General features: G+C 70.2%; 26 protein-coding genes, 1 tRNA gene and 1 pseudogene. 23 read left to right on the top strand and 5 right to left on the bottom strand.

The features are described from left to right. Positions 1–89: 89 nt before the first annotated feature. The 4 genes from JYK04_RS42175 to JYK04_RS28430 form a co-directional block, all read right to left on the bottom strand. Positions 90–542 carry a cytidine/deoxycytidylate deaminase family protein gene (locus tag JYK04_RS42175; RefSeq protein ID WP_189743147.1) on the bottom strand — a complete coding sequence of 151 codons (453 nt, stop codon included), beginning with the start codon at positions 540–542 and terminating at the stop codon, positions 90–92. Beyond that, the gene (locus JYK04_RS42180) at positions 539–1,222 is read right to left on the bottom strand and encodes a RibD family protein (RefSeq protein WP_189743145.1); all 684 of its coding nucleotides are present in this window, start codon (positions 1,220–1,222) and stop codon (positions 539–541) included. Before JYK04_RS42180 ends, JYK04_RS42175 begins: the two co-directional genes overlap by 4 nt. 43 nt (positions 1,223–1,265) lie before the next feature. Further along, positions 1,266–2,684 carry a helix-turn-helix domain-containing protein gene (locus tag JYK04_RS28425; protein WP_189743143.1) on the bottom strand — a complete coding sequence of 473 codons (1,419 nt, stop codon included), beginning with the start codon at positions 2,682–2,684 and terminating at the stop codon, positions 1,266–1,268. A 233-nt stretch (positions 2,685–2,917) separates the two neighbouring features. After that, a complete protein-coding gene (locus tag JYK04_RS28430; protein ID WP_189743141.1) occupies positions 2,918–3,295 on the bottom strand; it encodes a winged helix-turn-helix domain-containing protein in 378 nt (125 codons plus the stop codon). A gap of 551 nt (positions 3,296–3,846) precedes the next feature. Between JYK04_RS28430 and JYK04_RS28435 the strand changes: the two genes are divergently transcribed. From JYK04_RS28435 to JYK04_RS28500, 15 genes and pseudogenes are all read left to right on the top strand, one after another. Beyond that, positions 3,847–4,149, top strand: coding sequence for a hypothetical protein (locus JYK04_RS28435; protein ID WP_189743139.1), 303 nt, complete (start codon positions 3,847–3,849; stop codon positions 4,147–4,149). Next, on the top strand, positions 4,146–4,790 hold the full coding sequence (locus JYK04_RS28440) for a GGDEF domain-containing protein (protein WP_189743137.1): 645 nt from the start codon (positions 4,146–4,148) through the stop codon (positions 4,788–4,790). Before JYK04_RS28435 ends, JYK04_RS28440 begins: the two co-directional genes overlap by 4 nt. Beyond that, entirely contained in the window at positions 4,790–5,878 is a 1,089-nt protein-coding gene (locus tag JYK04_RS28445; RefSeq protein WP_189743135.1) for a conjugal transfer protein, read from the top strand. Before JYK04_RS28440 ends, JYK04_RS28445 begins: the two co-directional genes overlap by 1 nt. Continuing rightward, positions 5,878–6,261: an RRQRL motif-containing zinc-binding protein gene (locus JYK04_RS28450; RefSeq protein ID WP_189743133.1), complete on the top strand. Its 384-nt coding sequence runs from the start codon at positions 5,878–5,880 to the stop codon at positions 6,259–6,261. The genes JYK04_RS28445 and JYK04_RS28450 overlap by 1 nt, the downstream gene beginning before the upstream one ends. A gap of 92 nt (positions 6,262–6,353) precedes the next feature. Continuing rightward, positions 6,354–8,579, top strand: coding sequence for a cell division protein FtsK (locus JYK04_RS28455; protein WP_229876348.1), 2,226 nt, complete (start codon positions 6,354–6,356; stop codon positions 8,577–8,579). A 139-nt stretch (positions 8,580–8,718) separates the two neighbouring features. Beyond that, positions 8,719–8,970, top strand: coding sequence for a hypothetical protein (locus JYK04_RS28460; protein WP_189743131.1), 252 nt, complete (start codon positions 8,719–8,721; stop codon positions 8,968–8,970). Between the two features lie 23 nt (positions 8,971–8,993). Continuing rightward, complete coding sequence (locus JYK04_RS28465) at positions 8,994–9,188, top strand: hypothetical protein (protein WP_030768821.1); 195 nt, start codon at positions 8,994–8,996, stop codon at positions 9,186–9,188. Between the two features lie 12 nt (positions 9,189–9,200). After that, on the top strand, positions 9,201–9,650 hold the full coding sequence (locus JYK04_RS28470; protein ID WP_189743129.1) for a hypothetical protein: 450 nt from the start codon (positions 9,201–9,203) through the stop codon (positions 9,648–9,650). Between the two features lie 11 nt (positions 9,651–9,661). Continuing rightward, positions 9,662–10,168, top strand: coding sequence for a hypothetical protein (locus JYK04_RS28475; RefSeq protein WP_189743127.1), 507 nt, complete (start codon positions 9,662–9,664; stop codon positions 10,166–10,168). Positions 10,169–10,311: 143 nt separating this feature from the next. Next, positions 10,312–10,680: pseudogene (locus tag JYK04_RS41450) on the top strand (DNA cytosine methyltransferase); the annotation flags it as partial. Between the two features lie 348 nt (positions 10,681–11,028). Next, positions 11,029–11,187, top strand: a complete 159-nt coding sequence (locus JYK04_RS41455; protein WP_229876374.1) for a hypothetical protein — start codon at positions 11,029–11,031, stop codon at positions 11,185–11,187. An 84-nt stretch (positions 11,188–11,271) separates the two neighbouring features. Beyond that, positions 11,272–13,254 (top strand): DUF3987 domain-containing protein, encoded by a 1,983-nt coding sequence (locus JYK04_RS28485; protein WP_189743124.1) that lies wholly within the window; start codon positions 11,272–11,274, stop codon positions 13,252–13,254. A gap of 331 nt (positions 13,255–13,585) precedes the next feature. After that, the gene (locus JYK04_RS28490; protein WP_229876346.1) at positions 13,586–13,777 is read left to right on the top strand and encodes a helix-turn-helix transcriptional regulator; all 192 of its coding nucleotides are present in this window, start codon (positions 13,586–13,588) and stop codon (positions 13,775–13,777) included. Positions 13,778–13,959: 182 nt separating this feature from the next. Next, entirely contained in the window at positions 13,960–15,240 is a 1,281-nt protein-coding gene (locus JYK04_RS28495; protein WP_237410264.1) for a tyrosine-type recombinase/integrase, read from the top strand. A gap of 33 nt (positions 15,241–15,273) precedes the next feature. Further along, positions 15,274–15,924 (top strand): hypothetical protein, encoded by a 651-nt coding sequence (locus JYK04_RS28500; protein WP_202186088.1) that lies wholly within the window; start codon positions 15,274–15,276, stop codon positions 15,922–15,924. 136 nt (positions 15,925–16,060) lie between these two features. Here JYK04_RS28500 and JYK04_RS28505 read toward each other — a convergent pair. After that, positions 16,061–16,132 (bottom strand) — tRNA-Arg (locus tag JYK04_RS28505). 106 nt (positions 16,133–16,238) lie between these two features. Here JYK04_RS28505 and JYK04_RS28510 point away from each other — a divergent pair. From JYK04_RS28510 to JYK04_RS28545, 8 genes are all read left to right on the top strand, one after another. After that, positions 16,239–16,724 carry a response regulator gene (locus JYK04_RS28510; RefSeq protein ID WP_373297480.1) on the top strand — a complete coding sequence of 162 codons (486 nt, stop codon included), beginning with the start codon at positions 16,239–16,241 and terminating at the stop codon, positions 16,722–16,724. Positions 16,725–16,818: 94 nt separating this feature from the next. Continuing rightward, the gene (nrtL, locus tag JYK04_RS28515) at positions 16,819–17,751 is read left to right on the top strand and encodes an ArgS-related anticodon-binding protein NrtL (RefSeq protein ID WP_189743118.1); all 933 of its coding nucleotides are present in this window, start codon (positions 16,819–16,821) and stop codon (positions 17,749–17,751) included. A gap of 19 nt (positions 17,752–17,770) precedes the next feature. Beyond that, positions 17,771–19,162, top strand: coding sequence for a diaminopimelate decarboxylase (lysA, locus tag JYK04_RS28520; protein ID WP_189743116.1), 1,392 nt, complete (start codon positions 17,771–17,773; stop codon positions 19,160–19,162). Between the two features lie 123 nt (positions 19,163–19,285). Continuing rightward, positions 19,286–20,578: a homoserine dehydrogenase gene (locus tag JYK04_RS28525; RefSeq protein WP_189743114.1), complete on the top strand. Its 1,293-nt coding sequence runs from the start codon at positions 19,286–19,288 to the stop codon at positions 20,576–20,578. A 6-nt stretch (positions 20,579–20,584) separates the two neighbouring features. Next, positions 20,585–21,655 (top strand): threonine synthase, encoded by a 1,071-nt coding sequence (gene thrC, locus JYK04_RS28530; RefSeq protein WP_189743113.1) that lies wholly within the window; start codon positions 20,585–20,587, stop codon positions 21,653–21,655. 372 nt (positions 21,656–22,027) lie between these two features. After that, on the top strand, positions 22,028–22,954 hold the full coding sequence (gene thrB / locus JYK04_RS28535) for a homoserine kinase (RefSeq protein ID WP_189743111.1): 927 nt from the start codon (positions 22,028–22,030) through the stop codon (positions 22,952–22,954). Positions 22,955–23,397: 443 nt separating this feature from the next. Further along, complete coding sequence (rho, locus tag JYK04_RS28540) at positions 23,398–25,488, top strand: transcription termination factor Rho (protein WP_189743109.1); 2,091 nt, start codon at positions 23,398–23,400, stop codon at positions 25,486–25,488. Between the two features lie 232 nt (positions 25,489–25,720). Next, entirely contained in the window at positions 25,721–26,821 is a 1,101-nt protein-coding gene (locus JYK04_RS28545; RefSeq protein ID WP_189743107.1) for an LCP family protein, read from the top strand. Positions 26,822–26,857 lie beyond the last annotated feature (36 nt).

Below are 26,857 nucleotides of genomic sequence, written 5' to 3' on the forward strand. Positions count from 1 at the left end.
TTTGAGGCCGGTGGGGCAGTCGGCTCCCGTCCGCTTAATCGGCTGAAGCCTAGTGGACGGCGGAAAATCGAGCCATTTCTGAAATCTTTCTAAGTTAGCAGATGGGCGTTCACCGCGCGGGCCTGATCGGCTAGGTCGGAGAGCTCACCAACCTCGATGCCTTTGGTGCGAAGGGTTTCCACGCCTACGCAGTCGGCCACTAGGAGGCTCGGCTCTCGCCAGGCGATGACCACGCGGCGGATTGGGGAGCGGAGGATCAGCTGAGTGCAGGTGAGAGGGCGGGACTTGCGTTCCGAGCAGGGTTCCAGCGTGCTGTAGAGCGTGGCGCCGGCCAGGCGGGGGTCGTCCGCGGTGAGCTTGGCCAGGGCCGATTCTTCGGCGTGGACGTGGGCGTCCGTCTCGCGGGAGTAGCCGTGGGCGAGCTCCTCGCCGTCGGCGCTCACGATGATGGCGCCAACGGAGAAGGCGCCCTCGGCCGGCGGGCACTTGCGGGAGAGTTCGATGGCCCGCTCCATCCAGGTCACATCATCGGCGTGCGTCATGCGGAGCCCTCCTGCTTGGGCAGGTAGCGGAGTAGGGCCACGTCACCGATGGTGCTGGCCTCGGCGAGGTGCATTCGGCGGGTGGATCCGCCGGGGTAGGTGGCGGGGTTCAGGAAGCGAGGGGCGCTCGGGTCGCCGACGACCAGGGGGGCGATGGCGAGGTGGATCTCGTCGGCCAGGCCCTGTGAGAGGAAGCCCGTGTGGATCTGTCCACCGCCCTCCACCATCAGCCGCTCTATGCCGCGGGCTCCGAGGTCGTCCAGGAGGGCGCCGAAGTCGATGGCCGGGCCCGTGGAGACCACGTCCGCCAGGCCAGCCAGCCGCTCGCGGAGCTTCTCCTCGCCCACGTCCGTGGTGTATGCGAGCTTCTCTCCGCCGTGGTGCCAGAACTTCAGGTCGGCATCCAAGTCTCCGCTCGCGGAGATGGTGACCTTGAGCGGGTAGGCGGGCTTTCCTGCGGCCACCCGCGCCGCGCGCCGCTCCTCGCTGTTCACCAACAGGCGGGGGTTGTCGGACCGCATCGTGCCGGCGCCGATCAGGATGGCGTCCGACTCGGCACGCACCTGGTCCACCCGGTCGAAGTCCTCGCTGTTGCTCAGCAGAAGGCGTGCGGTGCTGGTGTCATCGATGTAGCCGTCCACGGATGTGGCCACGCTCAGCAGGACGTACGGGCGGGGCATTAGGGGTCTCCTTCAGTTGCTGGTCAGGGCGGAGGGAGCCTGTTCAGGCCTGGCGTAGTACTGCCTCGGTCAGAGCGTCCTTGAAGTCGCTCACGCCACGGACCGTATGCCATTGATCAAGTACCCCATCGAGCTGGGCCAGCTCCCGCGCGATGCGGTCAGACCCGGTCTCCTTCGCGACGGCCAAGGCCTGCAGCCCCGCGGAGGCCGCCTGCTCGGCCTCGCCCGCGCGGGCAAGGGAAACGGCCTCCCGTCCCAGGTAGACCCCGCGGTCGCGGTGGTAGCCGGCGGGCAGTCGGCTGATGGCATCCCGGAAGCCTGCAGCCGCTCCCCGATGGTCACCGAGTGCGGCAAGGCTGTGCGCCCGCTGCACGTCTATGTACGCGCCATCGAGCCAGACACCCCAAGGCGAGCTGGGATCCGGGTCCATCTTGGCGAGCAGCTCCCGCGCGTGCTCGTAGGCCCGCTGCGCCATGAGCTGGTCATTCCGGAGTGCGTGACCGTGGGCCCCATACGTTGCGGCCACTGCGGCCAGACGACTCCTCGGCGCGGCTCGGTCCTCCGCGGCCTCGGCCACGTCCACCGCCTCGATCGGGTCGTTCATGTCGCCGGCGAGTTGGCTGCGGCGAGCCAGGATGTACGTGGTCAGTTCGTCGTCGCCTGCCATGTGGGAGGCCTCCAGAGCCTCGCGCATCCAGTGCTGGGCGGCGCGGAAGTCCCCGAGGTCTTGGTAGAGCCAGCCGCACAGTTCCGAGTACTGGGTCTGTAGCTGGAGCAGCTTCCGGCGATCGGTTCCGCGGCGATTCGCGCGCAGCTCCTTGATGGCGGCGATCTGCTGCTGAACCGTCGGTATCACCCGATGGGGACCGAACAGGTTGTCGTTGTCGATCAGCACGCGTCGGGTGGCTTGGAGGAGCTCGATGGGGTCGGCCCCGGAGGCGATGAGATCGGATCGGGGGGCAGGGCTCGCCGCTGCTGAGAGGTCGGAGGCTGCAGCGATGGCGGCACCAGCGCCAAGCGCGCCAATCAGAGCCCTTCGGGACAGTGACACGAAGATGATCCTTCCGTCATCGGAACGAACGGGGACGGACATCCCCTCCTCCGACGGTGCCTGAGTCTCCGGTTTCTCAGCCAGGGCCACAGAGCCGTTGGCCACATGGGGCCCTCGATTAGCCACATCCCCCTGGGGGAGGCCCTCAAGGCTGATCCCTTCGAGGACCGATGCGTGCAGCCGGACGAGCGAGCCGCCGGCGCCGAGCGCGTCGTCGTAGGCCCGGACCAGATCGGCCGACGCGGCCTGCCCGCCACGCTCAACGCGGGCCATGTAGCTGGTGTTGAACAGGATCGATCGGCTGAGCTTGCCCAGCGATAAGCCCCGCTGCGTGCGCCAGGCGCGCATTTCGGCGCCGAGGTAGTGCTGAGGGCTTGCATGCGGTGTCAGGTCGTTCGGTCGCTGCCCCACTCGTCCCCCCTCATGCGGCCTATGTGGCCGCCTCTTGGCGGCCACATAGCGGATCTGTCGGTCACTCAACTGCCCGGTCTACAAAGGATGCAGAGGGGCGACGACAGCCTAGCGACGCAGGTCGGAGCCCTCCATTCGATCCGAACGAAGGGGGCAAGATCGTGACAACGGCAGCCGCTCGTGAACCCATCACGTGCCCCGGCGGCGACGGCTGGATCGGCGCGCGCCGGGAGCTACTTCTCCTCCAGCTCCGCGACCCGCTCGCGGAGTTCGGCGACCTCGCCCTGGAGTCGAGCAAGCTGGTCGCGAAGCTCTGCGATCGCGTTCTCGGGGCTGGCGAGCTTCGCGGCGTCGGAGGCCTCCGCGGTCAGGAACGCCCCCTTGCCCTGATGACTGACCGCGAGGCCGTCCGTCTTGAGCTGGCGGATGGCGTCGCGAGCCACGGTCACGGTGACGCCGTACGTTGCCTGGAGGTCTGCCAGGGACGGGAGCTTGCGGGACTCCGCGAACTCGCCGGCCGCGATCCTCCGCCGCAGCTGCTCCGCCACCTGCTGGTAGGCGGGCTTGCCGGTCCACTCGACCATCTGCACCTCATGTCTCTTCGCTGTCACTGCCTCAGTGTGCCCAAGCGGCACAGAGAGAGCTAGCGCTCGCCCTGCTCTTACGCGGAGAAGGGCTTGCACAACTCTGCCTCACAGTGCACTCTGAGGCAGAGTTGAGCTTCGCCGGAAACGCGACTCAACCGGCCGTAACTGCCGTGCAGGCAGCTGCGATCGATCCGTCATTTGCCCTGCCCGGAGGGCCCTCGAAAGGGGTCTGAAGGAAGCACTCGCACTTTGAGAACTCAACAGCGTGCCAAGTGATACGAGGCGGGGCGTGATCCCCGTCCCCATGGCGACGGGTTGTCGCCGGCGGCCACTTCTTCCGCGTGCTGGCTTCTGGAGAACACCCCTCGGGGTGCCACCCGGCACGCGCCGCCCTGCTGGCGTCAGAGCAGTGACGATGACGCACCCGATTCTCAGGCTCGGGGCCGGAGTGCCGTGGCAACGGTGCGCCGGTGAAGCCTCGCTCCACCGAGTTAGGGCTTGACCCCCGGGGCTGGTCGCCTCTCGCCAAAAGACCGCGACCGCCTCGGTGTCCCTTCGACTTCAGGAGAAAGACGATGCGTACGTACATCGGCGGCCAGGAGGCCGTCAGCGTCAACGAGTTCATCGAACTGGCCCTCGGTACCCCGCTGGAGCTGTGGCTCGGGGTGGAGGGGGAGACCGAGGAGGAGCGCGCGGCCCGCATGGACGCGGCCCGCGACATCCTCGCCGAGCACCCCGACCTGCCCGACGACGTGAGCCGGATCGCTGCCCAGGTGATCGAGGCCAACGCCCCGGAGCTGTTCAACATCACCCCGCTGGTGCGGCGGCCCGCCAGCCGCCGCCCGGCGCGCAAGGGCGGCAAGGGGGCCGCGGCATGAGCCACACCCTGACCGCCCTGTCTGCCGCCTTACCGCTCGCATCTGGCTGGTCGGTTCACAGCCTGTGGATGCGGCGCCGGATCGAGACCGCCCGCCGCGACCCGCTCACCGGCCTGTGGACGCGGGATCCGTTCGCGGAACGCGCTCGCAAGAGCCTCGCCCGGAAGTGCCAGCTCGCCGTACTCGTCTTGGACCTCAACCGGTTCAAGGAGATCAATGACTCCCTCGGGCACGCGGCCGGAGATGCGGTCATCCGCGCGACCGGCCAGCGCCTGGGCGAGTGGGCCGAGGAGCGCGCCGGCGTAGCCGGGCGCCTGGGCGGAGATGAGTTCGCCGCCGTCATCCCGGGCTACGGCGTCGACAAGCTGCGCGCAGACCTACACATGCTCACCGATCGACTGGACCGGTCAGTGCCGTTCGACGGTCACCTGGTCGAGGTACATACGTCGATCGGCGCCGCCTACTACCGGGCCGGCGCCGCGGAGCTCTCCACTCTTCTGCGCCGTGCGGATGAGCAGATGTACCGGGCCAAGCAGGGCGGTGGGGGCTGGCGCATCGCGCAGCGGTTGACCGTCCCGGAGATGCGTACGGTCAACGGCCGCCGGGACGGCCGACGTGGCACCGGCGGTGAGGCGGCGTGATGACGGCTCGCAGGTCGCTGACCAAGGTGCAGAGGGCCGTCTTGACGGCCGCGTTCGTGCCCATGGTGGCCACCGGCGTCGCTGGTGGCGCGGGCACCTTCAGCAACATCAGCCGTGCCTACGGTTCGGGTACGGCGCTGGGAGCGGTGGCGGCCGGTGAGGGTGCGACTGCCGTGCTGGCGCTGGTGCTGCTCGGCCTGACGATGCTGGGGCAGTCCTCCCCAGGGATCATCCGGGTGGGCTTGTGGGCCTTGCCCGCCGCCGCATCGGTGATGGCTGCGATGGCTGCCGATGGCCCGGGCCGCACTGTGATCTACGCCGTGACGCCGATGGGCATGTGTGTGTCGGCCGAGGGCATGGCGTTCCTGGCCCGGCGGATCGTGGTCCACCAGGACGGCCGCGACGCAGAAGCCGAAGCCAAAGCGGCCGCCGTGGTGCGTGCCCTGGCGTACCACCGGGGTCGTGCCGCGAACCATCCGTCGGGTTGGGTGCGGAAGTGGTCCGACCGGACATCGTGGCGGCTGGCCCGGAAGGTGGGGCTGGGTGATGCGTCGCTGGGTGCCAGGCTCCTGGATGTCCAGCGCGACCGGCTCACCAGCGGCGCGGACGCCGCCCTCGCGGCCATGTTCACCGGGACCGCAGATCGGGATGTACCACCCGGGATCGCCGAAAATCGGTTGGGGTCTGACCTGCACAAGTCGACTGCCGAGGGCCCGACCGTCGCTGGCGACGTATCCCTTCCCGAGTCGGCCGACCCGGTACCCGCCATTGAGGCAATCGGACAGGCCGAGGCGGTGCCGGTGGCCGAGCCGGTCGAGCTTCCCCAGTCGGCTCCTGCGCGGGCAGTCGCGGCCGCCGAGTCCGCTCCCCGCCGGGCGACTGGTCGGGTGCCGCAGTCGGCTCGTACGCCCCGACCGACTCGCACCCCGGACGAACTCCTCGCCGAAGCCAGGTCGGTCACGGCCGACTGGCCCGACGCCCGATTGACGGCGGAGGGGATCCGCAAGGCGGTCCGTACGTCGTCCGCCAACGGCCGGACGTTGCGTGACGCGCTCAAGGCCGAGCGTGCCGAGCCTGAGGCAGCTTGATGACCTCGCTGACGTTCGCCAAGTGCTTCGACCCGGACGGTGCCCGGTTCGGGATACCGACCTACCCGTGGCGCCTGGCCCCCGAGGGCCTGGCCACCCGCCGCCAACTCCGCGCCGAGGGGCTGCGGCCCGGTGGCCAACCGATCGCCGCGCAGCTCCTGCGGCCCCGGTTCCGGCGTGAGCCGTTGGTGGCCTACCTGTACCGCGTCGACCTGGCCAAGCCGGTCCGGCCCATGACCTCGCGCAAGTGGGGAGCGCTCGCTCTGGCGATGCTCGCCCGCCGCACCTGCCCCCAGTGCACCACCGACGCCGGATACGTCATTCCGGCCTCGCTCGGCATGTGCGTCCCCTGCGCCTACCCCGAAGAACAGCGCGCCGCCTGACCGCACAGATCGCGAGCTACAGGCCCGGACGGTCGGCCGTCCAAAGCGCCGTCCGGGCCCCTTCCCACCGCTACAGAGGGAGCAGACCCACCGTGTCTGAGATCCACGTCATCGAGCAGTCCGGTGAAGAGCCGGACAGCACGCAGAACTCCCCGGGGTCGGCGTCGGTCCTGCCGTTCCCCGCAAAGAAGGGCAAGACCGAGCCGCTGGCCCCGGGCGAAGCCAGGCCGGGGGAGTGGGAGGCCGAACTCCCCGACGACCAGCCGGACGACGACGGGACCGTCGCCGAGGGCGATCCGGTCGACCCGCCCAAGCACGAGTTCCCGCCCTCCATCGCCGAAGTCATCGAAGCCAAGGACAAGGCCCGCCGGCCGGTTCTCCCGGACTGGCTGACGAGCGCCAAGCAGCGTGCCGCCGTCGCGAAGTGGGCGGCCGGCCACTACGGCCAGACCACCGCCTACCACCTGGTGCGGACTCCCGTCTACTCGGCGAAGCTGCTGGCCTACGCACCGCGCGGCGCCTTCCGCTGGGTGGGTGCGACGGGCCGTTGGGTCTCCGACGCCGAGGGCCTCCCGGTCCGCCTCGCCGCAGTCCGGACCGAGGACGCGGGGGAGTACCTCAAGCTCTCCCGGCAGCGGGACGCCCGGGTGAAGCTGCGCAGCATCATCGCCACCCTGGCCAGCGTGACCGGCCTCGGCGCGGCTCTGGCCATGTGGGTGCTCGCCCCGGCCTGGCTCCGGACCCTGGCCCTGATCGCCCTGACCGGGGCGCTCGGGTGGGTGGGCGCGCCGGCGGACCGGCCGCTGATCGACGCGGCCAAGGTGAAGTTCCGCCACCGCAAGCTGACCTCGGACATCGTGACCCGCGCCTTCTTGGCCGCCGGACTCACCAAGCCGGATCAGGGCATCGCCTTCCCGCAGCCCATCCGGCAGGACGGCGACGGCTGGCGCGTCGTCGTGGACCTCCCGTACGGCAAGACGTTCTCCGACGCGGTCAAGAAGCGCGACGCGCTCGCCTCGGGCATCGACGTCGCCGAGACGCAGGTGTTCCTGGACCGCGATACGACCAGCTCACGCCGGGTCTCCATGTGGGTGGCCAACCGCGACCCGCTCGCTGTCCCCACCGGCCGCACCCCGCTCCTCGGCGTAGACCGCGTGGACTTCTGGAAGCCCTTCCCGTGGGGGCGCGACGAACGCGGCGTCGAAGTCGAGATCAGCATGCTGTGGCTCTCGCTCCTGGTCGGCGCCGTCCCCCGGCAGGGCAAGACGTTCTCCGCCCGCACCATCGCGCTCGCCGCGGCCCTCGACCCGTACGTCCGCCTGTACGTGTTCGACGGCAAGGCTTCCCCGGACTGGCGGAAGTTCTCAATGGTCGCCCACCGGGTCGGCTTCGGCACCGTCCCCCAGAGCGGGGTGGACCCGGTCATGCACCTGGTCAACTCGCTCCAGGAGCTCAAGGCCGATGTGGAGGACCGCTACCACCGGCTCTCCGAACTCCCGCTGCACGTCTGCCCGGAGGGCAAGCTCACCCCGACCATCTCGCGGGACAAGAAGTACGGCATGCCGCTCGTGCTCTTCGTGGTGGATGAGGTGCAGGAGTACCTGATGCACCCTGTCCACGGGAAGACCATCCTTGACCTGCTGGTCTTCCTCGCCCGCGTCGCGCCGGCCGTCGGAGTCTCGGTGATGACCGCGACGCAGAAGCCCGACGACACCGCCTGCCCGTCCGTGCTCCGCGACCAGCACCAGGCCCGATTCGCCCTGCGGGTCGGCGCCTACCAGGTCTCGGAGACCATCCTCGGCGCCGGATCTTACGGCGAAGGCCTGGATGCCTCGCGGCTCCTCAAGTCCCACAAGGGAGTCGGCCTGCTCAAGGGCATGTCCGACGACGCCGGAATCGTCCGCACGTACCTGGCCGACGGCCGCGACGCGGAGACCATCCTCACCCGCGCTCAGGCCCTCCGGCAGTCGGAGGGCACGCTCTCCGGCGACGCGGCCGGAGAGGCGCCGGCCGATGCCGCGCTCGCCACGATCCTGGACGACATCGCCGCTGTCATCGGCAAGGGCGAGACCAAGATCTGGTCCGAAACCATCGTGGACCGGCTCGCCGACCACCGCCCCGAGGTCTACGGGCCGTGGGCCGAGATGGACCCCAAGCCCAAGGCCGAACAGCTCACCGCGGCGCTCAAGCCGTACGGCATCGGCACCGACCAGATCGGCCGCCGCATCGACGGCAAGACCGTCAACAAGCGCGGCATCGAACGCGCCCACATCGCCAAGGCGATTACAGAGCGCAACAAGAAGCGGGACGCGGGCTAGCCCCACGGGTCGCTGGTGCTAGCAGCGGACGTTGCTAGCGCTAGCGACCCCGCTAGCGGCCTGTACGCCACCTGATCAGGTCGCTAGCAGATAGCGGCCCACCTGCGGAAACCATCGAATCCCGCCCTGGAGGCCCCTTGTGACTCTCTTCCTGCTCGCTAGCGTCCTTGCCCTGTTGTTCACGCTCGGTTACGCGGGCCTGTGTGCGGCCTCGCCGTTCGGCCGCTGCCGCAAGTGCAACGGGCTCGGCTTCGCCCTCACCCACGACCGCAAGGGCAGGCCCAAGCGCGGCAAGCACTGCCGCCGCTGCGACGGCCACGGCATCTGCATCCGCGTCGGCCGCCACCTCTACAACCTGTGGGCCCGCACCTACCGCAACGGCACCCGCTGAACCACACACCGACTGGAGTCGCCATGACCTTCACCATCTCCGCGGTCCTGCTCTTCGGCGCCGGATCGTTCTTCGTCCTCAAGTCCAAGTCCGCCGGGGCCGGAGCCGCGATGGTCCTGTTCCTCTTCGGCTTCTTCACCGCCGGGACCGGCGCCTACGAGCCCATCACCAACCTCGTGAAGTCCGCCGCCGTCGCTGTCACCGACATCGCCGAGTAAGGAGGCACCGCCGTGAACCACCACGACCCCGCCCGCTGGGAGACCACCCAGACCCACCACCCGGTCCCCTTCACGCCCGCCCCGCTGGCCGTTCACCACCCGCACGCCGTCCCCGACATCCAGACCATCCAGCTCCCGGACGGCCGCATCATCACCGGCTACGCCATCGCCCCCACCAAGGCCCCCGAGCCGGTCCCGGACCGGCCGGCCATCAACCCGCTCGCCGTCAACATCGCCCTCGGCGGCATCGGCTTCGCCGCGGCCTGCGGCGGGCTGATGCTCCTGACTACCTTCATCGCCGCCGTCGCCGCGCTCATCCAGCAGCTCGTCGTCCTGGCCGCCGTCATCTTCGGCGGCTTCGTCGCCACCCAGGTCCTCGGCACCAACAACGGCCGCGGCAACGGCGGGACGGTCGTCAACATCCGCCGGGCCGTCTTCAAGCGCAACAACTTCCGAGGGTGAAGGAGCCAACCGTGTTCGAGATCCGCGTCATCTGCCGTCCGGCCGAGGCACCCGAGATCACCAAGGCCTTGGCCGAGACGTTCACGACCGGCCCGGTCCGCCGACACCCCACCCGCGACGGCGAGCGCGTCCGGCTGTACGTCACCGCCGAGCAGCAGCCGAGCCACTGGCCCGCGCCCGAGACCGCCTACGCCGCCGCACCGAGCGTCATCAGCGAGATCGGATGGACGGCCCGAGGAGTCCGTGACTGCCTGCACGGCGTCCATGTCCGCGAGTTCTGGCTCCGCAAGGCCGCGCTCCTGGACCGCATCGCCCTTACCGACGACGACCCCGTGAGCGGCGACGCCGCCACCCTCGCCGTCGAAGCGGCCCGCCGCCTGATGGACATCGACCAGACCGCCGGCATCGGCCCCAGCGGCTACGCCGACGGCCCGTACACCCCGGACCACCCGGACAGCGTCCGCGAGCCCCGCGGCTACGTCCGCCAGGAGTACGCCCTCTGGAAGCGGCACCACTAGCTGTGCCCGGGGCGGTCGCCTCTCGCCAAAGACCGCGACCGCCCCGGTTCTCCGTCCCTTCGACAGAAACAGGAGATCCCCGCGTGAGCCCTCCCACCACCTTGCGACTCGGGTCACTGTGCACCGGTTACGGCGGCCTCGACATGGCCGTGCAGCGCGTGCTCGGCGGCTCGCTTGTATGGGTTGCGGACAACGACCCTGGAGCCTCCCGCATCCTCGCCCACCGCCACCCGCAGGTGCCCAACCTCGGCGACATCACCGCCACCGACTGGGCGGAGGCGCCGCCAGTCGATGTCGTCCTCGGCGGCTACCCGTGCCAGCCATTCAGCACAGCTGGCAAGCGAAAGGGAACCGGAGATGCCCGCCACATCTGGCCCCATATCGCAGACGCCCTTGGCGTTCTACGACCCCGACTCGCGGTGTTTGAGAACGTCGCAGGGCACCTTTCCCTCGGATTCGACATCGTCCTCGCCGACCTTGCCGCCCTCGGGTTCGATGCGAAGTGGGGCACTGTTCGTGCGTCCGACGTTGGCGCTGCCCACCAGCGCAACCGCCTCTTCTTCTGTGCCTGGCCTGCCAACACCAGCAGCCAGGGATTGGCGGGGCGGTGGGCAGAATGGGCAGCTCCCCACCGCGATCACTTCGCTGTTCCCGACCGAGGCGACCGGAGCCGGGGGCGCGGGACAGGGCCATATAGACCTGCCGGGGTACAAGGGGGACCTGACGCTCCCCTCGGCAGCGCAACGAACTGGGGCGAGTACGCCCCGGCCATCCTCAGCTGGGAGTCCGCCCTCGGACGGACAGCTCCCGAGCCAACTGACCCTGTGGGACGGCTGAGCCCCGCATTCGTGGAATGGCTCATGGGGTTGCCCGCCGGCCACGTCACCGAGGTACCCGGGCTCTCCCGCACCGCGCAGCTCAAGGCACTCGGCAACGGCGTCGTCCCGCAACAGGCTGCTCATGCCATCCGCGCGCTGCTCGCCTCCACCGCGGCCGATCACATCACGGCCGCCGCCTAGATACGCCCGGGGCGGTCGCCTCTCGCCAAAGACCGCGACCGCCCCGGTTCTCCGTCCCTTCGACAGAAACAGGAGACCACCAGCATGACACCCGAACCGGAGTCGGAGCAGTACGCCTCCGTGCTGCCCCTGCGGGCAGCGCCCGCGGGCAACCTGGAGCGTGTCCCGCCGCACGACCTGGAGGCCGAACAGGCCGTGGTCGGGGCCCTGATGCTGGCCCCCGAGGTCACTGCGCACGTGGCTGCGGCGATGGACCCCGCCGACCACTACCGCCCGGCGCACGAGACGATTCACCGCGCGATCCTGGACCTGCACTGCCGGGGCCAGGCCGCGGACCCCATCACCCTCGGCCATCACCTCGACCACGCCGGCGTCCTCGGCAAGGTCGGCGGACGGCCCTACCTCCACACCCTTGTCCAGGCCGTCCCCAGCACGGCCAACGCCGAGTACTACGCCGGGATCGTCCACCAGCTGGCGCGCCGCCGCCGCAGCATCGAAGCCGGTACTCGCATCGTCCAGGCCGGCATGTCCCCGGACGCCACGGACGACGACCTGCGTGAGGCCCTGGCCCTGGGAGCCGAGACCATCCCGGCGACATGGGCAGAACCCATCCCGCTCAACGTCCAGCCCAAGCTCCCGCCCTTCCCCACACAAGCCCTCCCCAGGTGGCTCGCCGACTACGTCGCCGCCGTAGCCGAGGAGACCCAGACCCCGCCCGATATGGCCGGAGCGCTGGCCCTCTCCGTCCTGTCCGCTGCCTCCGGCGGTCGCGCCGTGGTCCAGGTGCGCGGTCGCTGGAGGGAGCCCACTAACCTGTTCGTGGTCGTCGCGCTCGGTCCCGCCAACCGGAAGTCCTCTGTCTTCGCCGCGATGACCCGCCCCCTGTACGAGGCGGAGAAGAGCCTCGTGGAGGGGGCGAACCTCACGATCGTGGAGGCGGAGGTCACCGCGAGGATGGCCCGCGAGGCAGCGGAGAAGGCCGCAGCCCAGGCCGCGAAGGCGGAAGGGCCGGAGCGAGACAACCTGATCGCCGAGGCCATCGGCCTCGCCCAGGTCGCCGAAACCCTGACCGTGCCGGCCAGCCCGCGGCTCCTCGCTGATGACGCCACTCCCGAGGTCATCACCACCCTCCTGGCCGAGCAGGGCGGCAGGCTCGCGGTCATGTCCGCCGAGGGCGGCATCTTCGACATCATCGCCGGGCGGTACTCGGGCATCCCCAACTTGGAGGTCTTCCTCAAGGGCCACGCTGGCGACCGGCTCCGGGTGGACCGCCGGAGCCGTGAGGAGTTCATCGAAGCCCCGGCCCTCACCATGGGCTTGGCCGTCCAGCCCAGCGTTCTCGAAGAGATCGGCAAGAACCGCGGCTTCGATGGCCGCGGCCTGCTGGCCCGCTTCCTGTACTGCCTGCCCGAATCCCTGGTCGGCCGCCGGAGGATCAATCCGGACCAGGTGCCGCCCGCCGTGGCGGCGACGTACGAGCGCAACGTGTACGCCCTCACCTTGCGGCTGGCCGACTGGACGGACCCTCTCGTCATCCAGCTCACCCCCGAAGTCGATCGGGCCCTGATCGCCTACGAGGAACGGTTGGAGCCGCAGCTCAGGGCCAAGGGCGGCAGGCTCGGTCACATCGACAAGTGGGCGGGCAAGCTCGTCGGCGCCACCGCCCGCATCGCCGGACTCCTCCACCTCGCGGCCCACATCGACGGTGGGCACCACGAACCCATCACGGAAGCCACCCTGAGTGCCGCCATCGAGATCGCGGACTACTTCACCGCTCATGCCCTAACAGTCTTCGATCTCATGGGTGCGGACACATCGCTGGCCAGGGCCCGCGTCCTGCTGACGGCTCTGGAGCACAACGGCTGGGAGAGCATCACCCGCCGAGACCTCTTCGCCAAGCTGTCCCGCTCCGAATTCCCCACGGTCGCCGAGCTGGAGCCTGCCATCGCGCTCCTGGAGGAACACGGCTACCTCCGTACCGACACCCCGCCCCGGACCGGCAAGCGCGGACGTCCGCCGGCCCCTCGGTACGTCATCCACCCGAACGTCCGGGAGCCCAAGGCGTGAGTCCTCGACGGAGCGGCGCCCCCTGCGCCCCGCCGCAGAAACCGCAGAATCCGCAGAAACCCGCCACGACGCACTCTGACCAGCGACGACGCCACGCCAGCGCGGCCGCCGCAGAAAGCCTTGGAACTCCCGCAGAAATCAGCGCCCGCAGCTGGCGCCGCCTCGCCCCACGTGCCGCCACCTATTTCTGCGGAGATTCGCGTGGTTTCTGCGGCGCGTACCGGCAGGGCCCCAACGCCGCAGGTCAGGCCACAGATCCCGGTATTTCTGCGGATTCTGCGGTTTCTGCGGCGCCGTCCCGTAGCTCAGCAATCTGCCCAGTGGAGGAACAGTGGCCGGCCCGCGTGACGAGATGTTGACCATCCCCCAGGTCGTCGAAGAGATCGGCGTACCGCTGGCGACGTTCTACCGCTGGCGGCAGCTGAGGAAGGGCCCCAAGGCAATCAAGCTCCCGAACGGCTCGGTGCGAATCCGGCGGTCTGAGCTGGAGCGTTGGATCGCAACCCTGGAAGAGGCCGCGTGACCAACCGCAAGACCGCGAACGTGCCGGGCCCCCGCAGCAGTGGGGGCCCGGCCCCCACGGCGGAACTCACCCTGACAACGGACGTCCGGATTTGGAAGATCAGCAGGCTTTCCAGTAAGTCCGCTCCCTATCAGCTGCGATGGGTCGTGGCCGGGCAAGTTCGGCACGCCACGTTCGCCACCGTGGCGCTCGCCGAAAGCCGCCGTTCCGAACTCTGGAACGCGATGACGAAAGGGCAGCCGTTCGACGTCGAATCGGGCTTACCGGAATCCGAGGTCCGGAAAGCCGCTGCCAAAGAGAACGTCCGCCCCGATCCCACCTGGTGGGACTTCAGCCGTGAGTACATGGCCGTCCGGTGGCGGACAGCTGCGGCAAAGACTCGCGAGGGGCTGGCGGACAGCCTCGCCACGGTGGCCATCGCGATGATGGGCGACGGCGCCAAGGCGCCCACCCCTGAAGAGGTACGTCTGGCGGTGCGCTGGGCCGTCGTACCGGCCCACAAGGGCGAGGAGCCTCCGCCGGAGCTCGTGCGGCCCTGTACGTGGCTCTCGCAGCGCTCCCGGCCGCTCTCGGACCTCCAGGACCCGAGGGTGCTCCGGGACGTCCAGTACCGGCTTTCGTTCAAGCTGGACGACACCCCGGCGGCGGGGGAGACCTACAAGCGGCGCCGGCGCGGCTTCAACACCGCCATGGAGTACGCGATCGAGTCGGGCTACCTGGACGCGAACCCTCTCGCCGGGGTGAAGCGGGCCGGGCCCAAAGGCGGCGACGCGGTGGACCCCAGGGTTCTGGTCAATGCCGTCCAGGGCAGCCAGCTTCTGACCGCCGTCTCCTACGTGGGCTCCGTCCACCGCAACCGCGGGCGGCGACTTGTCGCGTTCTTCGCCTGCCAGCTCTACGCGGCGATGCGGCCGGCGGAAGCGGTCGGCCTGAGGGAGCAGGACTGCCACCTTCCTGAGACGGGGTGGGGCACGCTCACGCTCAGGGAGACGCTGCCGGTATCGGGGAAGAGGTGGACCGACTCCGGGAAGCGCCACGACAAGCGCGGCCTCAAGTCGCGCGAGGCCAAAGCCGACCGGCCGGTGCCCATCCCCCCGCTCCTGGTGGCGATGCTCCGCGAGCACATCGAGGAGTTCGGGACAGCTCAGGGCGGCAGGCTCTTCGCCAACGAGCGAGGAGGCGTGCTGGGGACCTCCAGCTACTGGAGGGTCTGGCAGGAGGCGCGAGCATTCGCCTTACCTCCCGACCGGGCCGCCTCGCCGCTCGCGCGGCGGCCGTACGACCTGCGGCACACCTGCATCACGAACTGGCTGAACGCCGGAGTTCCGGTGGCTGAGGTCGCCCGCCGCGCCGGCAACTCGCCGGAGGTCATCCACCGGCGATACGAAGGATGCATCGACGGCCACGAGAAGCTGAACAACGCGAAGATCGCAAGGGCGATGGGATGGGCAGAACCCGAGTGAGTACGAGCAGCGGCACGCACTAATCTGCCGATCATGCGACAAGCAGCGAGCCGATTAGGGCTGTTGGGGTTCCTGATGGTCATAGCCGGTTGCGGGGGCCGGCAGACGACGACCACGACCGGCGACGTGACCACGACGGTGGTGCAGGACAGCCAGTGGGTCACTGCCGCGATCTCGGCTGGCGCTGTCCTCATCAGCTCGGCTGCAGCTGCCTGGATCACTCACTACTTCACCGGGCGGACCGAGAGGAGGAGGCAGCAGCACGCCGACGCCCTGGAGGCCGCGAAGCGCGACCATGAGGTCAAGCTGGCCCACGAGCAGCGCATTCGCGAGCAGGTGATCGCCACCTCTACGACGATCTCGAAGATGCTCCAGGACTTCCGGGCGAAGATCGGTGAGGCGACGGAGGCACCGGACACCCTGGCCGCCACGCTGCTGTACGACGAATGCGCCGCCGTAGTCCGCCGGCACCACGACGATGCCTTGCCCGTCATCGAGGTCATGCCGGACCTGGAGCTCCGGCAGCGGGCCAACGCCGTCTTCGAGGCCTACGGGGAGTGGGCGGCAGGCACTGCTGAAGCGCTGTCGAATCTGACGAGGCGACCGGATGCCGCGGGGCTGGACGGGACGCGCGAGCAGTTCTACGAGCGCGCCCGACGGGTGATCAGCGATGCATCAGGCTGACGCGTGGCCCACACGCCCCTCACACGGGACCAGTGCGTAACAACGACAAAGGCCCGGACTCAGTGGGACTGAGTTCGGGCCTTCATGCTTGGCACTTCAGCTGGTCAGCGGCGTGATCGCCCTGTCTCTGCTGGAGTGCCCCCGGCAGGATTCGAACCTGCGCACACGGCTCCGGAGGCCGTTGCTCTATCCCCTGAGCTACGGGGGCGCGTCGTTGGTGTTGCGGCGACGGGTTGAACACTACCAGCTTCCGCGGGGTGATCAGGAACCGGTTTGCGGGGGAGGAGGGAGTGGTTCGCCCGCAGGGGGTGGAAGTGGCGAAAAGCCGGACGCGGGGGCCCGGGCGGACCTACTCTCGAGTTGTGCCAGGCGTCTCGGGCCGGGTGCTTGTTGTCGACGACAACAAGGTCATCCGGCAGCTGATCAAGGTCAATCTCGAGCTGGAGGGCTTCGAGGTCGTGACCGCGAACGATGGTGCCGAGTGTCTGGACGTCGTGCACCGGGTGTGTCCCGATGCGATCACTCTTGACGTGGTCATGCCGCGACTGGACGGGTTCGGGGCGGCCGCGCAGCTGCGGGCCGATCCGCGGACCAGGGACGTGCCCGTCGCCATCGTCAGCGCCTGTACGCAGCAGGAGGTGGAGGCCGGGATCGCGGCCGGGGTGGATGCCTTCCTCGCCAAGCCGTTCGAGCCCACCGAGCTGGTACGGGTCGTGCGCCGGCTGATCGAGCGCAAGGACCGGCGCGACGGGAGGAGAGGGGCGCCCGCCGGGAGGGGGAGGGGCGGTCCCCACCAGTAGGACGTGCTCCCCGTCGGCTTCGGTTGTCCAGTGCTCTGTTCACATGGCGAAACCCTTCGACTGATGACGGTGCGTCTCCCCTAGGCTGGGTCCCGTGACCCCCGCAGACCTCTCCCGTTGCGTCGTGAGCGCCGTGCGCTGCGCCGTCGAGGACGGTGAGCTGGGCGGGGCGGTGCCCGCGCGGGTGGTGGTCGAGCGGACCCGGCCCGGTGGGGTGGGGGAGTACGCCACCCCCGTCGCCTTCCAGATCGCGAAGGGTGCCGGAGTGCGGCCGGCCGAGGTCGCCGAGGTGCTGGCCCGCCGGCTCGGCGCGGTGGCCGGGATCGAGCGGGTCGAGGTCACCGGGGCCGGGTTCCTGAATTTTTCGCTGACCTCCCTTTCCGCCGCCCGCCTGGTGCGCGACGTGCGCCGAGCCGTGGCGGTCGAGGTCCCGGACATGCGGCCGTCCCGTGAGCCGCGCGAGCGGCTCGTACGGGCCGCCGTCGCGCGGATCGAGGCCGCGCAGGGGCTCGGACCCGGTCCGGAGCCCGTCGTCGCGCCCGTCGCCCGCCGCGACGGGGACGTGCTCGCGCGGTACGGGGCCGACGCCGTCGCCTGGGCCGTGCTCACCACCCCCGCGCGCGAGACCCCCGAGTTCTGCGACGCGCTGCTCGTACAGGGGGAGGGCAACGAGCTCCACCGGGTGCGGTACGCCCACGCCCGCGCCCACGCGCTCGTACGCAATGCCGAGCAGCTCGGGTTCCGCCCCGAGCCGGGTGAGGTCGACGCGCCCGCCCTGCTGCGCGTCCTCGCCGATCACCCCCTCGTCCTCGAAGCCGCCGCGCACCACCGCGCGCCCGAGCGGCTCGCCCGGCACCTCGTCGAGCTGGCCGACGCGCTGCTCGACTTCCAGTACCGCGTCCTGCCCAAGGGCGACGAGAAACCCTCGGCCGCCCACCGTGCCCGGCTGGCTCTTGCCGAAGCCGCCGGGACGGTGCTGGCCGGCGGCCTGGCCCTGCTCGGCATAGACGCACCGACACGCTTGTGACCCGCGAAGAGAGATACCGATGAGCCGTTCCGCGCACCCCGCCGGGCCCCGCCACGCCGACGTCCTGCCCGAGGGGCACTACTCCCCGCCGCCCGCCGACCTGAACGCGCTCGACGAGAAGGTCTGGGCCCGGACCGTCGAGCGTACGGCCGACGGGGTCGTCGCCGTGGGCGGCATCGAAGTGACCCGGCTCGCCGAGGAGTTCGGGACCCCCGCCTACTTCCTCGACGAGGAGGACTTCCGGTCCCGGTGCCGGGCCTGGGCGCACGCCTTCGGTCCCGACGCCGACGTGTTCTACGCCGGCAAGGCGTTCCTCTCCAAGGCCGTCGTGAAGTGGCTGAAGGAGGAGGGGCTGAACGTCGACGTGTGCTCCGGTGGGGAGCTGACCACCGCGCTCGCCGCCGGGATGCCCGCCGCGCGGATCGCCTTCCACGGGAACAACAAGTCCGAGGGCGAGATCCGCCGGGCCGTCGAGGCCGGGGTCGGGCGCATCGTGCTCGACTCCTTCCAGGAGATCGCCCGCGTCGCGCACATCGCCCGTGAGCTGGGCGTACGCCAGCCCGTCCAGATCCGCGTGACGGTCGGCGTCGAGGCGCACACCCACGAGTTCATCGCGACCGCGCACGAGGACCAGAAGTTCGGCATCGCGGTGGCCGACGGGTCCGCCGCCGAAGCCGTGCGCCGGGCGCTCGGGCACGACTCGCTGGAGCTGCTCGGCGTCCACTCCCACATCGGTTCGCAGATCTTCGACATGGCCGGCTTCGAGGTCTCCGCCAAGCGCGTCGTGCGGCTGCTGGCCGCCGTACGGGACGAGCACGGGGTGGAGCTGCCCGAGATCGACCTGGGCGGTGGCCTCGGCATCGCGTACACCTCGAACGACGACCCGCGCGAGCCCCACGAGATCGCCAAGGCCCTGCACGAGATCGTGGCCCGGGAGTGCGAGAGCGCCGGACTGCGGGCGCCGCGGATCTCCGTCGAGCCCGGCCGCGCCATCGTCGGCCCGACCGCCTTCACCCTGTACGAGGTGGGGACCATCAAGCCGCTGGAGGGGCTCCGTACCTACGTGAGCGTCGACGGCGGGATGTCCGACAACATCCGCACCGCCCTCTACGACGCCGAGTACTCCATCTCACTCGTCTCCCGCACCTCCGACGCCGAGCCCATGCTCGTGCGCGTCGTCGGCAAGCACTGCGAGAGCGGCGACATCGTCGTGAAGGACGCGTTCCTGCCCGCCGACCTCGCGCCCGGCGACCTCCTGGCCGTCCCGGCCACCGGCGCGTACTGCCGCTCCATGGCCAGCAACTACAACCACGCTCTGCGCCCGCCCGTCGTCGCCGTGCGCGACGGACAGGCCCGAGTGATCGTCCGCCGCGAGACGGAGGAAGATCTCCTGCGCCTCGACCTCGGATGATGAAATAGGTGTCTCACTCAATGGACCGAGGATGGAAACTGCTGTCCATTGAGTGAGACTGGTTCCACCCGGCGGGCAAACCGCCCGCGGGGTACTGATGGAAGATCGAAAGGCGTAGGTCGAATGATGCGTACGCGTCCGCTGAAGGTGGCGCTGCTGGGCTGTGGAGTGGTCGGCTCAGAAGTGGCTCGCATCATGACGACGCACGCCGACGACCTCACGCAGAGGATCGGCGCGCCCGTCGAGCTCGCCGGCGTGGCCGTGCGCCGCCCCTCCAAGGTCCGCGAGGGCATCGACCCCGAGCTGGTCACCACCGATGCCACCGCCCTCCTCAAACGCGGTGACATCGACATCGCCATCGAGGTCATCGGCGGCATCGAGCCCGCCCGCACCCTCATCACCACCGCCTTCGAGCACGGCATCTCCGTGGTCTCCGCGAACAAGGCGCTGCTCGCCCAGGACGGCGCCGCGCTGCACGCCGCGGCGGAGCAGCACGGCCTCGACCTCTACTACGAGGCCGCCGTCGCCGGCGCCATCCCGCTGGTCCGCCCGATGCGCGAGTCGCTCGCCGGCGACAAGATCAACCGCGTGATGGGCATCGTCAACGGCACGACGAACTTCATCCTCGACAAGATGGACTCCACCGGCGCCGGATACCAGGAGGCGCTCGACGAGGCCACGGCCCTCGGGTACGCCGAGGCCGACCCGACCGCCGACGTCGAGGGCTACGACGCCGCCGCCAAGGCCGCGATCCTGGCCGGCATCGCCTTCCACACCCGCGTCCGCCTGGACGACGTGTACCGCGAGGGCATGACCGAGGTCAGCGCGGCCGACTTCGCCTCCGCCAAGCGGATGGGCTGCACCATCAAGCTCCTCGCCATCCTGGAGCGCGCCGCCGACGGCGAGTCCGTCACCGCCCGCGTCCACCCGGCGATGATCCCGCTCAGCCACCCGCTCGCCTCCGTCCGCGAGGCGTACAACGCAGTCTTCGTCGAGGCGGAGGCCGCCGGGCGGCTCATGTTCTACGGGCCGGGCGCGGGCGGTGCGCCCACCGCGTCCGCGGTCCTCGGCGACCTCGTCGCCGTCGCCCGCAACAAGCTCGCCGAGGCAACGGGGCCCGGCGAGTCGGCGTACACCCAGCTGCCGGTCAGCCCCATGGGGGACGTCGTCACCCGCTACCACATCAGCCTCGATGTGGCGGACAAGCCGGGCGTCCTCGCCCAGGTGGCGACCACCTTCGCGGAGCACGGTGTCTCGATCGACACCGTGCGGCAGCAGGGCAAGGACGGCGAGGCCTCCCTCGTCGTCGTCACTCACCGCGCACCCGACGCCGCCCTCTCCGGGACCGTCGAGGCGCTGCGGAAGCTGGACACCGTCCGCGGTGTCGCCAGCATCATGCGTGTTGAAGGGGAGTAAGGACCCATGAGCAGCAATCGCACCCACCAGTGGCGCGGCATCATCGAGGAGTACCGGGACCGCCTGCCGGTGACGGACACGACTCCCGTGGTGACGCTCCGCGAGGGCGGCACTCCCCTCGTCCCCGCCCAGGTGCTCTCCGAGCGCACCGGCTGCGAGGTGCACCTGAAGGTCGAGGGGGCGAACCCCACCGGGTCCTTCAAGGACCGCGGCATGACCATGGCGATCACCAAGGCCAAGGAGGAGGGGGCGAAGGCCGTCATCTGCGCCTCCACCGGCAACACCTCCGCCTCCGCCGCCGCGTACGCGGTGCGCGCCGGGATGGTCTCCGCGGTGCTCGTGCCCCGCGGCAAGATCGCGCTCGGCAAGATGGGCCAGGCCCTGGTGCACGGCGCCAAGATCCTGCAGGTGGACGGCAACTTCGACGACTGCCTGAACCTGGCCCGCGCACTCTCCGACAACTACCCGGTCGCACTGGTCAATTCGGTCAACCCGGTGCGTATCGAGGGCCAGAAGACGGCCGCGTTCGAGATCGTCGACGCGCTGGGCGACGCCCCCGACATCCACGTGCTGCCGGTCGGCAACGCGGGCAACATCACCGCGTACTGGAAGGGCTTCAAGGAGTACAAGGCCGACGGCCTGTCCACCCGTACGCCCCGTGTGTGGGGTTTCCAGGCCTCCGGTTCCGCGCCCATCGTGCGCGGCGAGGTCGTCAAGGAGCCGCACACCATCGCCACCGCGATCCGGATCGGCAACCCGGCCTCCTGGGACTACGCGCTCGCCGCGCGTGACGAGTCGGGCGGCCTCATCGACGAGGTGACGGACCGCCAGATCCTCGCCGCCTACCGGCTGTTGGCCGCGCAGGAGGGCGTCTTCGTCGAGCCGGCCTCGGCCGCCTCGGTGGCCGGTCTGCTCAAGGCCGCCGAGCTGGGCCTGGTCGACCCCGGCCAGAAGATCGTGTGCACCGTCACCGGCAACGGCCTGAAGGACCCCGACTGGGCGATCGCCGGCGCTCCGCAGCCGGTCACCGTTCCGGTGGACGCCGAAGCCGCCGCCGTGCGCCTCGGCCTGGTCTGACGGCAGCGCCCGCCGCAGCTGCCCCGCAGTGCCGCGGCGCCACCGTGTGAAGCCGGGTCCCGGAGGGCTCGTGAGGTCCCGCAGAGGCCTTCCCGAGATCCTTCGGAACCCGGCAACTCACCCGTACGACAACAAAAATACGGCTGAAGTCGGTCGAAGCCGGTCGAAGTCCGCGACACGCATCGTGCGCCTCCTGTGCGCCCTATGTCGCGAGAGAACCTTCCTTCGATACGCTGTACCTACATCCGCCACCGCGCATATGACTGCGGTGCTGCCCCGAGGGCCTTCGGGTGTCGTACGTTCTCCAGTACATTCGCAGCGAGCCAGCGAAGAGCGAAGATCTCGCACAGTCACAAGGAGTGTCATCGGACGATGGCCGGTCCAGCGTTCCGCGCCGCCGCCGTACGGGTGCGCGTCCCCGCCAGCAGTGCCAACCTCGGCCCGGGCTTCGACGCCCTGGGTCTGGCCCTGGGGCTCTACGACGACGTAGTCGTCCGGGTGGCCGACTCCGGCCTGAACATCGACATCGCGGGCGAGGGCGCCGACACCCTCCCGCGGGACGAGAGCCACCTGCTCGTACGCTCCATGCGCACCGCCTTCGACCTGCTGGGCGGCCAGCCGCGCGGCCTGGAGGTCGTCTGCGCCAACCGCATCCCGCACGGCCGCGGCCTCGGCTCCTCCTCCGCCGCCATCTGCGCCGGCATCGTCGCCGCCCGCGCCGTGACCATAGGCGGGGAGGCCAAGCTCGACGACGCGGCGCTGCTGGAGCTCGCCACCGAGATCGAGGGCCACCCCGACAACGTCGCAGCCTGTCTGCTCGGCGGCTTCACCCTCGCCTGGATGGACGGCGGCAGCGCCAAGGCGATCCGGATGGAGCCCGCCGACTCCATCGTTCCGGTGGTCTTCGTACCCTCCAAGCCGGTCCTCACGGAGACGGCGCGCGGCCTGCTGCCGCGTACCGTCCCGCACGTGGACGCGGCCGCCAACGCGGGTCGCGCGGGCCTGCTCGTGGAAGCCCTGACCAGGCGTCCCGAGCTGCTCCTGCCGGCCACCGAAGACCGGCTCCACCAGGAGTACCGGTCCCCGGCGATGCCCGAGAGCGTGGCACTCGTCAACAGGCTGCGGGCGGACGGGATCCCCGCGGTCATCTCCGGCGCGGGCCCCACGGTCCTCGCGCTGGTCGACAACGGCGCGGCCGACAAGGTCGCGCAGCTCGCGGGCGAGGGATGGGCGGCCAACCGGCTCGCCCTCGACGCCGCGGGCGCGAGCGTACTTCCGCTGGGCACCCAGGGCGGCTAGACCCGCTTTCCCGGAGTGCACAGCCGGTCAGGGGCGGGCGGCCGGGGCAGGCCGCCCGCACGGAAGGGCGCGATTGCCGGTGATTGAGAGGGGGAATATCTATTGGATCCGGTAGTGTTAGTCTCAAGTGCGCATCGGAAGCCGCCATGGCTCGGTGCTCAGTGTCCCCATTCGGGACCACATTTCTTCCGGGAGCCTCCCCGACTGCTTTGATCACCTCCAGCAGTTTCGAGCACGCTCCGGAATCGGCGTGACATTCCCACGCTTTCAGCTCGGGGGCTTCTCGCCGGAACCAGCCATGCACGTTTCTTCCGCCGTACTTCTACCGGCGGACCACCGCCCCGGCTGCGGTCCACGACCCATCAGGTCAAGGCCCGCTGTCGGACAGCACAACCGGTCGCCGAGCCAGACAGGCCGACGTCCGCTCCAGGGAAGGACCCTTCGTGAGCGACACCACCGATCTGATGGGCGCTGCCGACACCTCTGTCGACACCAGTGCCCCCGCCGCGGGCGCCGCACCCAAGCGCCGACGCTCCGGCACCGGCCTTGACGGCATGGTCCTGGCCGAGCTGCAGCAGGTCGCGTCGGGCCTCGGGATCAGGGGCACCGCGCGGATGCGCAAGAGCCAGCTGATCGAGGTCATCAAGGAGGCGCAGGCGGGCAGCGGTGCCCCCAAGGCCGCCGCCTCCACCGCCGCAGCCACCGCCGAGGCCAAGCCGAAGCGCCGCGCCACCAGCAAGGCCCGCACGGGTGAGGCCGCCGCCGAGGCGCCCGCCGAGAAGCCCGCCGCGCAGGCGCAGATCGAGATCCCCGGCCAGCCGGCCAGCGACGACGCCCCGGTCGGCGAGCGCCGCCGCCGTCGGGCCACGGCCCCCTCCGGCAGCCCGGAGGCCTCGGCCCCCGTCGCCGTACAGGTCGAGCAGAAGACCGAGACCGCGCCCGCCGCGACCGCCCCGTCCGAGGCCAAGGCCGAAGCCGCCACCGCGGTCTCCGCCGGCCAGGCGCAGGGGCAGGACGGCGAAGGCCGTGGCCGTCGCGACCGCCGCGACCGCGGTGACCGTGCCGACCGCACCGACCGTCAGCGCGACCGCCGTGACCGCGGCGCCAAGGCCGACGACCAGGGCCAGGGCGGCCAGGGTCAGGGCCAGGGCGCGCAGGGCGGCCAGGGCGGCGGCCGTCAGGACCGCGCCGACCGCCAGCAGCAGGGCGGCCGCGGCCAGGGCCAGGGCCAGGGCCAGGGTCAGCAGGGCCGTCAGGACCGCCAGGACAACGGCCCCCAGGACGACTTCGACGGTGAGGACGGCCGTCGCGGCCGTCGCGGCCGCTACCGCGACCGCCGTGGCCGCCGTGGCCGCGACGAGTTCGCGCCGAGCGAGCCGCAGGTCGCCGACGACGACGTGCTGATCCCCGTCGCGGGCATCCTCGACATCCTCGACAACTACGCGTTCATCCGGACCTCGGGCTACCTGCCCGGCCCCAACGACGTGTACGTCTCCCTCGCCCAGGTCCGCAAGGCCGGCCTGCGCAAGGGTGACCACACCACCGGTGCCGTGCGCCAGCCCAAGGACGGCGAGCGCCGCGAGAAGTTCAACGCCCTCGTGCGTCTGGACTCGGTGAACGGCATGGCGCCCGAATCCGGCCGCGGCCGCCCGGAGTTCCAGAAGCTCACCCCGCTCTACCCGCAGGACCGGCTCCGTCTGGAGACCGACCCGGGCGTGCTGACCACCCGAATCATCGACCTCGTGTCGCCGATCGGCAAGGGTCAGCGAGGCCTGATCGTGGCCCCGCCGAAGACCGGTAAGACCATGATCATGCAGGCGATCGCCAACGCGATCACCACCAACAACCCCGAGTGCCACCTGATGGTCGTCCTGGTCGACGAGCGTCCGGAAGAGGTCACCGACATGCAGCGGTCGGTCAAGGGCGAGGTCATCTCCTCGACCTTCGACCGCCCGGCCGAGGACCACACCACCGTCGCCGAGCTGGCCATCGAGCGCGCCAAGCGTCTCGTCGAGCTGGGTCACGACGTGGTCGTCCTGCTGGACTCCATCACCCGTCTGGGCCGCGCGTACAACCTCGCGGCGCCCGCCTCCGGCCGCATCCTGTCCGGTGGTGTCGACTCGACCGCGCTGTACCCGCCGAAGCGCTTCTTCGGTGCCGCGCGCAACATCGAGGACGGCGGCTCGCTGACCATCCTGGCCACCGCGCTCGTCGACACCGGCTCGCGCATGGACGAGGTGATCTTCGAGGAGTTCAAGGGCACCGGCAACATGGAGCTCAAGCTCGACCGGAAGCTCGCCGACAAGCGCATCTTCCCGGCCGTCGACGTCGACCCGTCGGGCACCCGCAAGGAGGAGATCCTCCTCAACGCGGAGGAGCTCGCCATCGTCTGGAAGCTGCGCCGGGTGCTGCACGCGCTCGACTCGCAGCAGGCGATCGAGCTGCTGCTCGACAAGATGAAGCAGACGAAGTCGAACGCCGAGTTCCTGATGCAGATCGCGAAGACGACCCCGTCGGGCAAGAACGACGACTGACGTCCGGCACGCGCATCACCGCGACAGCCCCCGCCGCACCCGCGGCGGGGGCTGTCGCGCGTACGGGCGCATTTTCGGGGTACGGGCGCACGGGCGGGGCGGCTGCGCCCCGGCTGGGCGGTTAGGGCCGGAATGGAACCCTGCGCGGCGTACGCCCGTCTGTGTCAGCGGGACCGCGGGGTGGACGGCGGGCCGCAGCGACCAGGGGACCGGACACAGGACTGAGGAGAGCATGACCGAGGAGAGCAAGGACCACGGCGGCCGTGCCGCGGCCCGGCGCCGCCGCAAACCGGCGAGGCGCCGCAGGGCCGTCGCCGTCGCCGCCTGGAGCGCCGCGGGGGTGGTCCTGCTGGGGGGAGCGGGCCTCGGCTACTTCTACTTCAAGTTCAACGGCAACCTGAAGACCGTCGACATCGACCAGGCCCTCGGCACCGACCGCCCGCAGAACGTCGACAACGGCTCGATGGACATCCTGGTCCTCGGCTCCGACTCCCGCGGCGGCGCCAACGGCGAGTACGGCCAGGACGACGGCGGCTCCGCCCGCTCCGACACGGCGATGATCATCCACCTGTACGAGGGCCACGAGAAGGCCAGCGTCGTGTCGATACCGCGCGACACCATGATCTCCCGGCCCTCCTGTGCGACGGCGGGCGGGAAGACCGACCCCGGCGGCCAGCGCACCCAGTTCAACGAGGCGTTCACCGTCGGCGGGGCCGCCTGCGCGGTCAAGACCGTCGAGAAGATGTCGGGGATCCGCATGGATCACTACATAGAGGTCGACTTCACCGGCTTCAAGAAGATCATCGACAACCTCGGCGGCGTCGAGGTGACCACCACCAAGCCGATCAAGGACGGGTCCAGCCACCTCGACCTCGCGGCCGGCACCAACAAGCTCGACGGGGAGCAGGCCCTCGGCCTCGTACGCACCCGCAAGAGCGTCGGCGACGGCAGCGACCTGGGCCGAATACAGCTCCAGCAGGCCTTCATCAAGGCACTGATCAAGCAGGTGAAGGGCATCGGGGTCTTCGACAACCCCAAGAAGCTGCTCGGCATCGCCGACTCCGCGACCAAGGCGATCACCACCGACAAGGCGCTCGGCGATGTGAAGTCCCTCATGGGCTTCGCCCAGGGACTCCAGGGCATCGACGCCCGGGACATGCAGATGATCACGCTGCCGGTGACCACGGACCCCCGTGACCCGAACCGGGTGGCCCCGCTCACCAAGGAGACGAAGATGGTCTGGGACGCCCTGCTGGCGGACCGGCCGATCCCGGCCGAGGCCACCGTGAACTCCTCCGGGGACAAGAGCGCCGCCGGGTCGATCGTCCAGTAGGGCCCCGCCCGGCCGGGCCCCCGGACCGGTGCGGAA

This window comes from Streptomyces nojiriensis (assembly GCF_017639205.1).
Lineage (GTDB): Bacteria > Actinomycetota > Actinomycetes > Streptomycetales > Streptomycetaceae > Streptomyces > Streptomyces nojiriensis.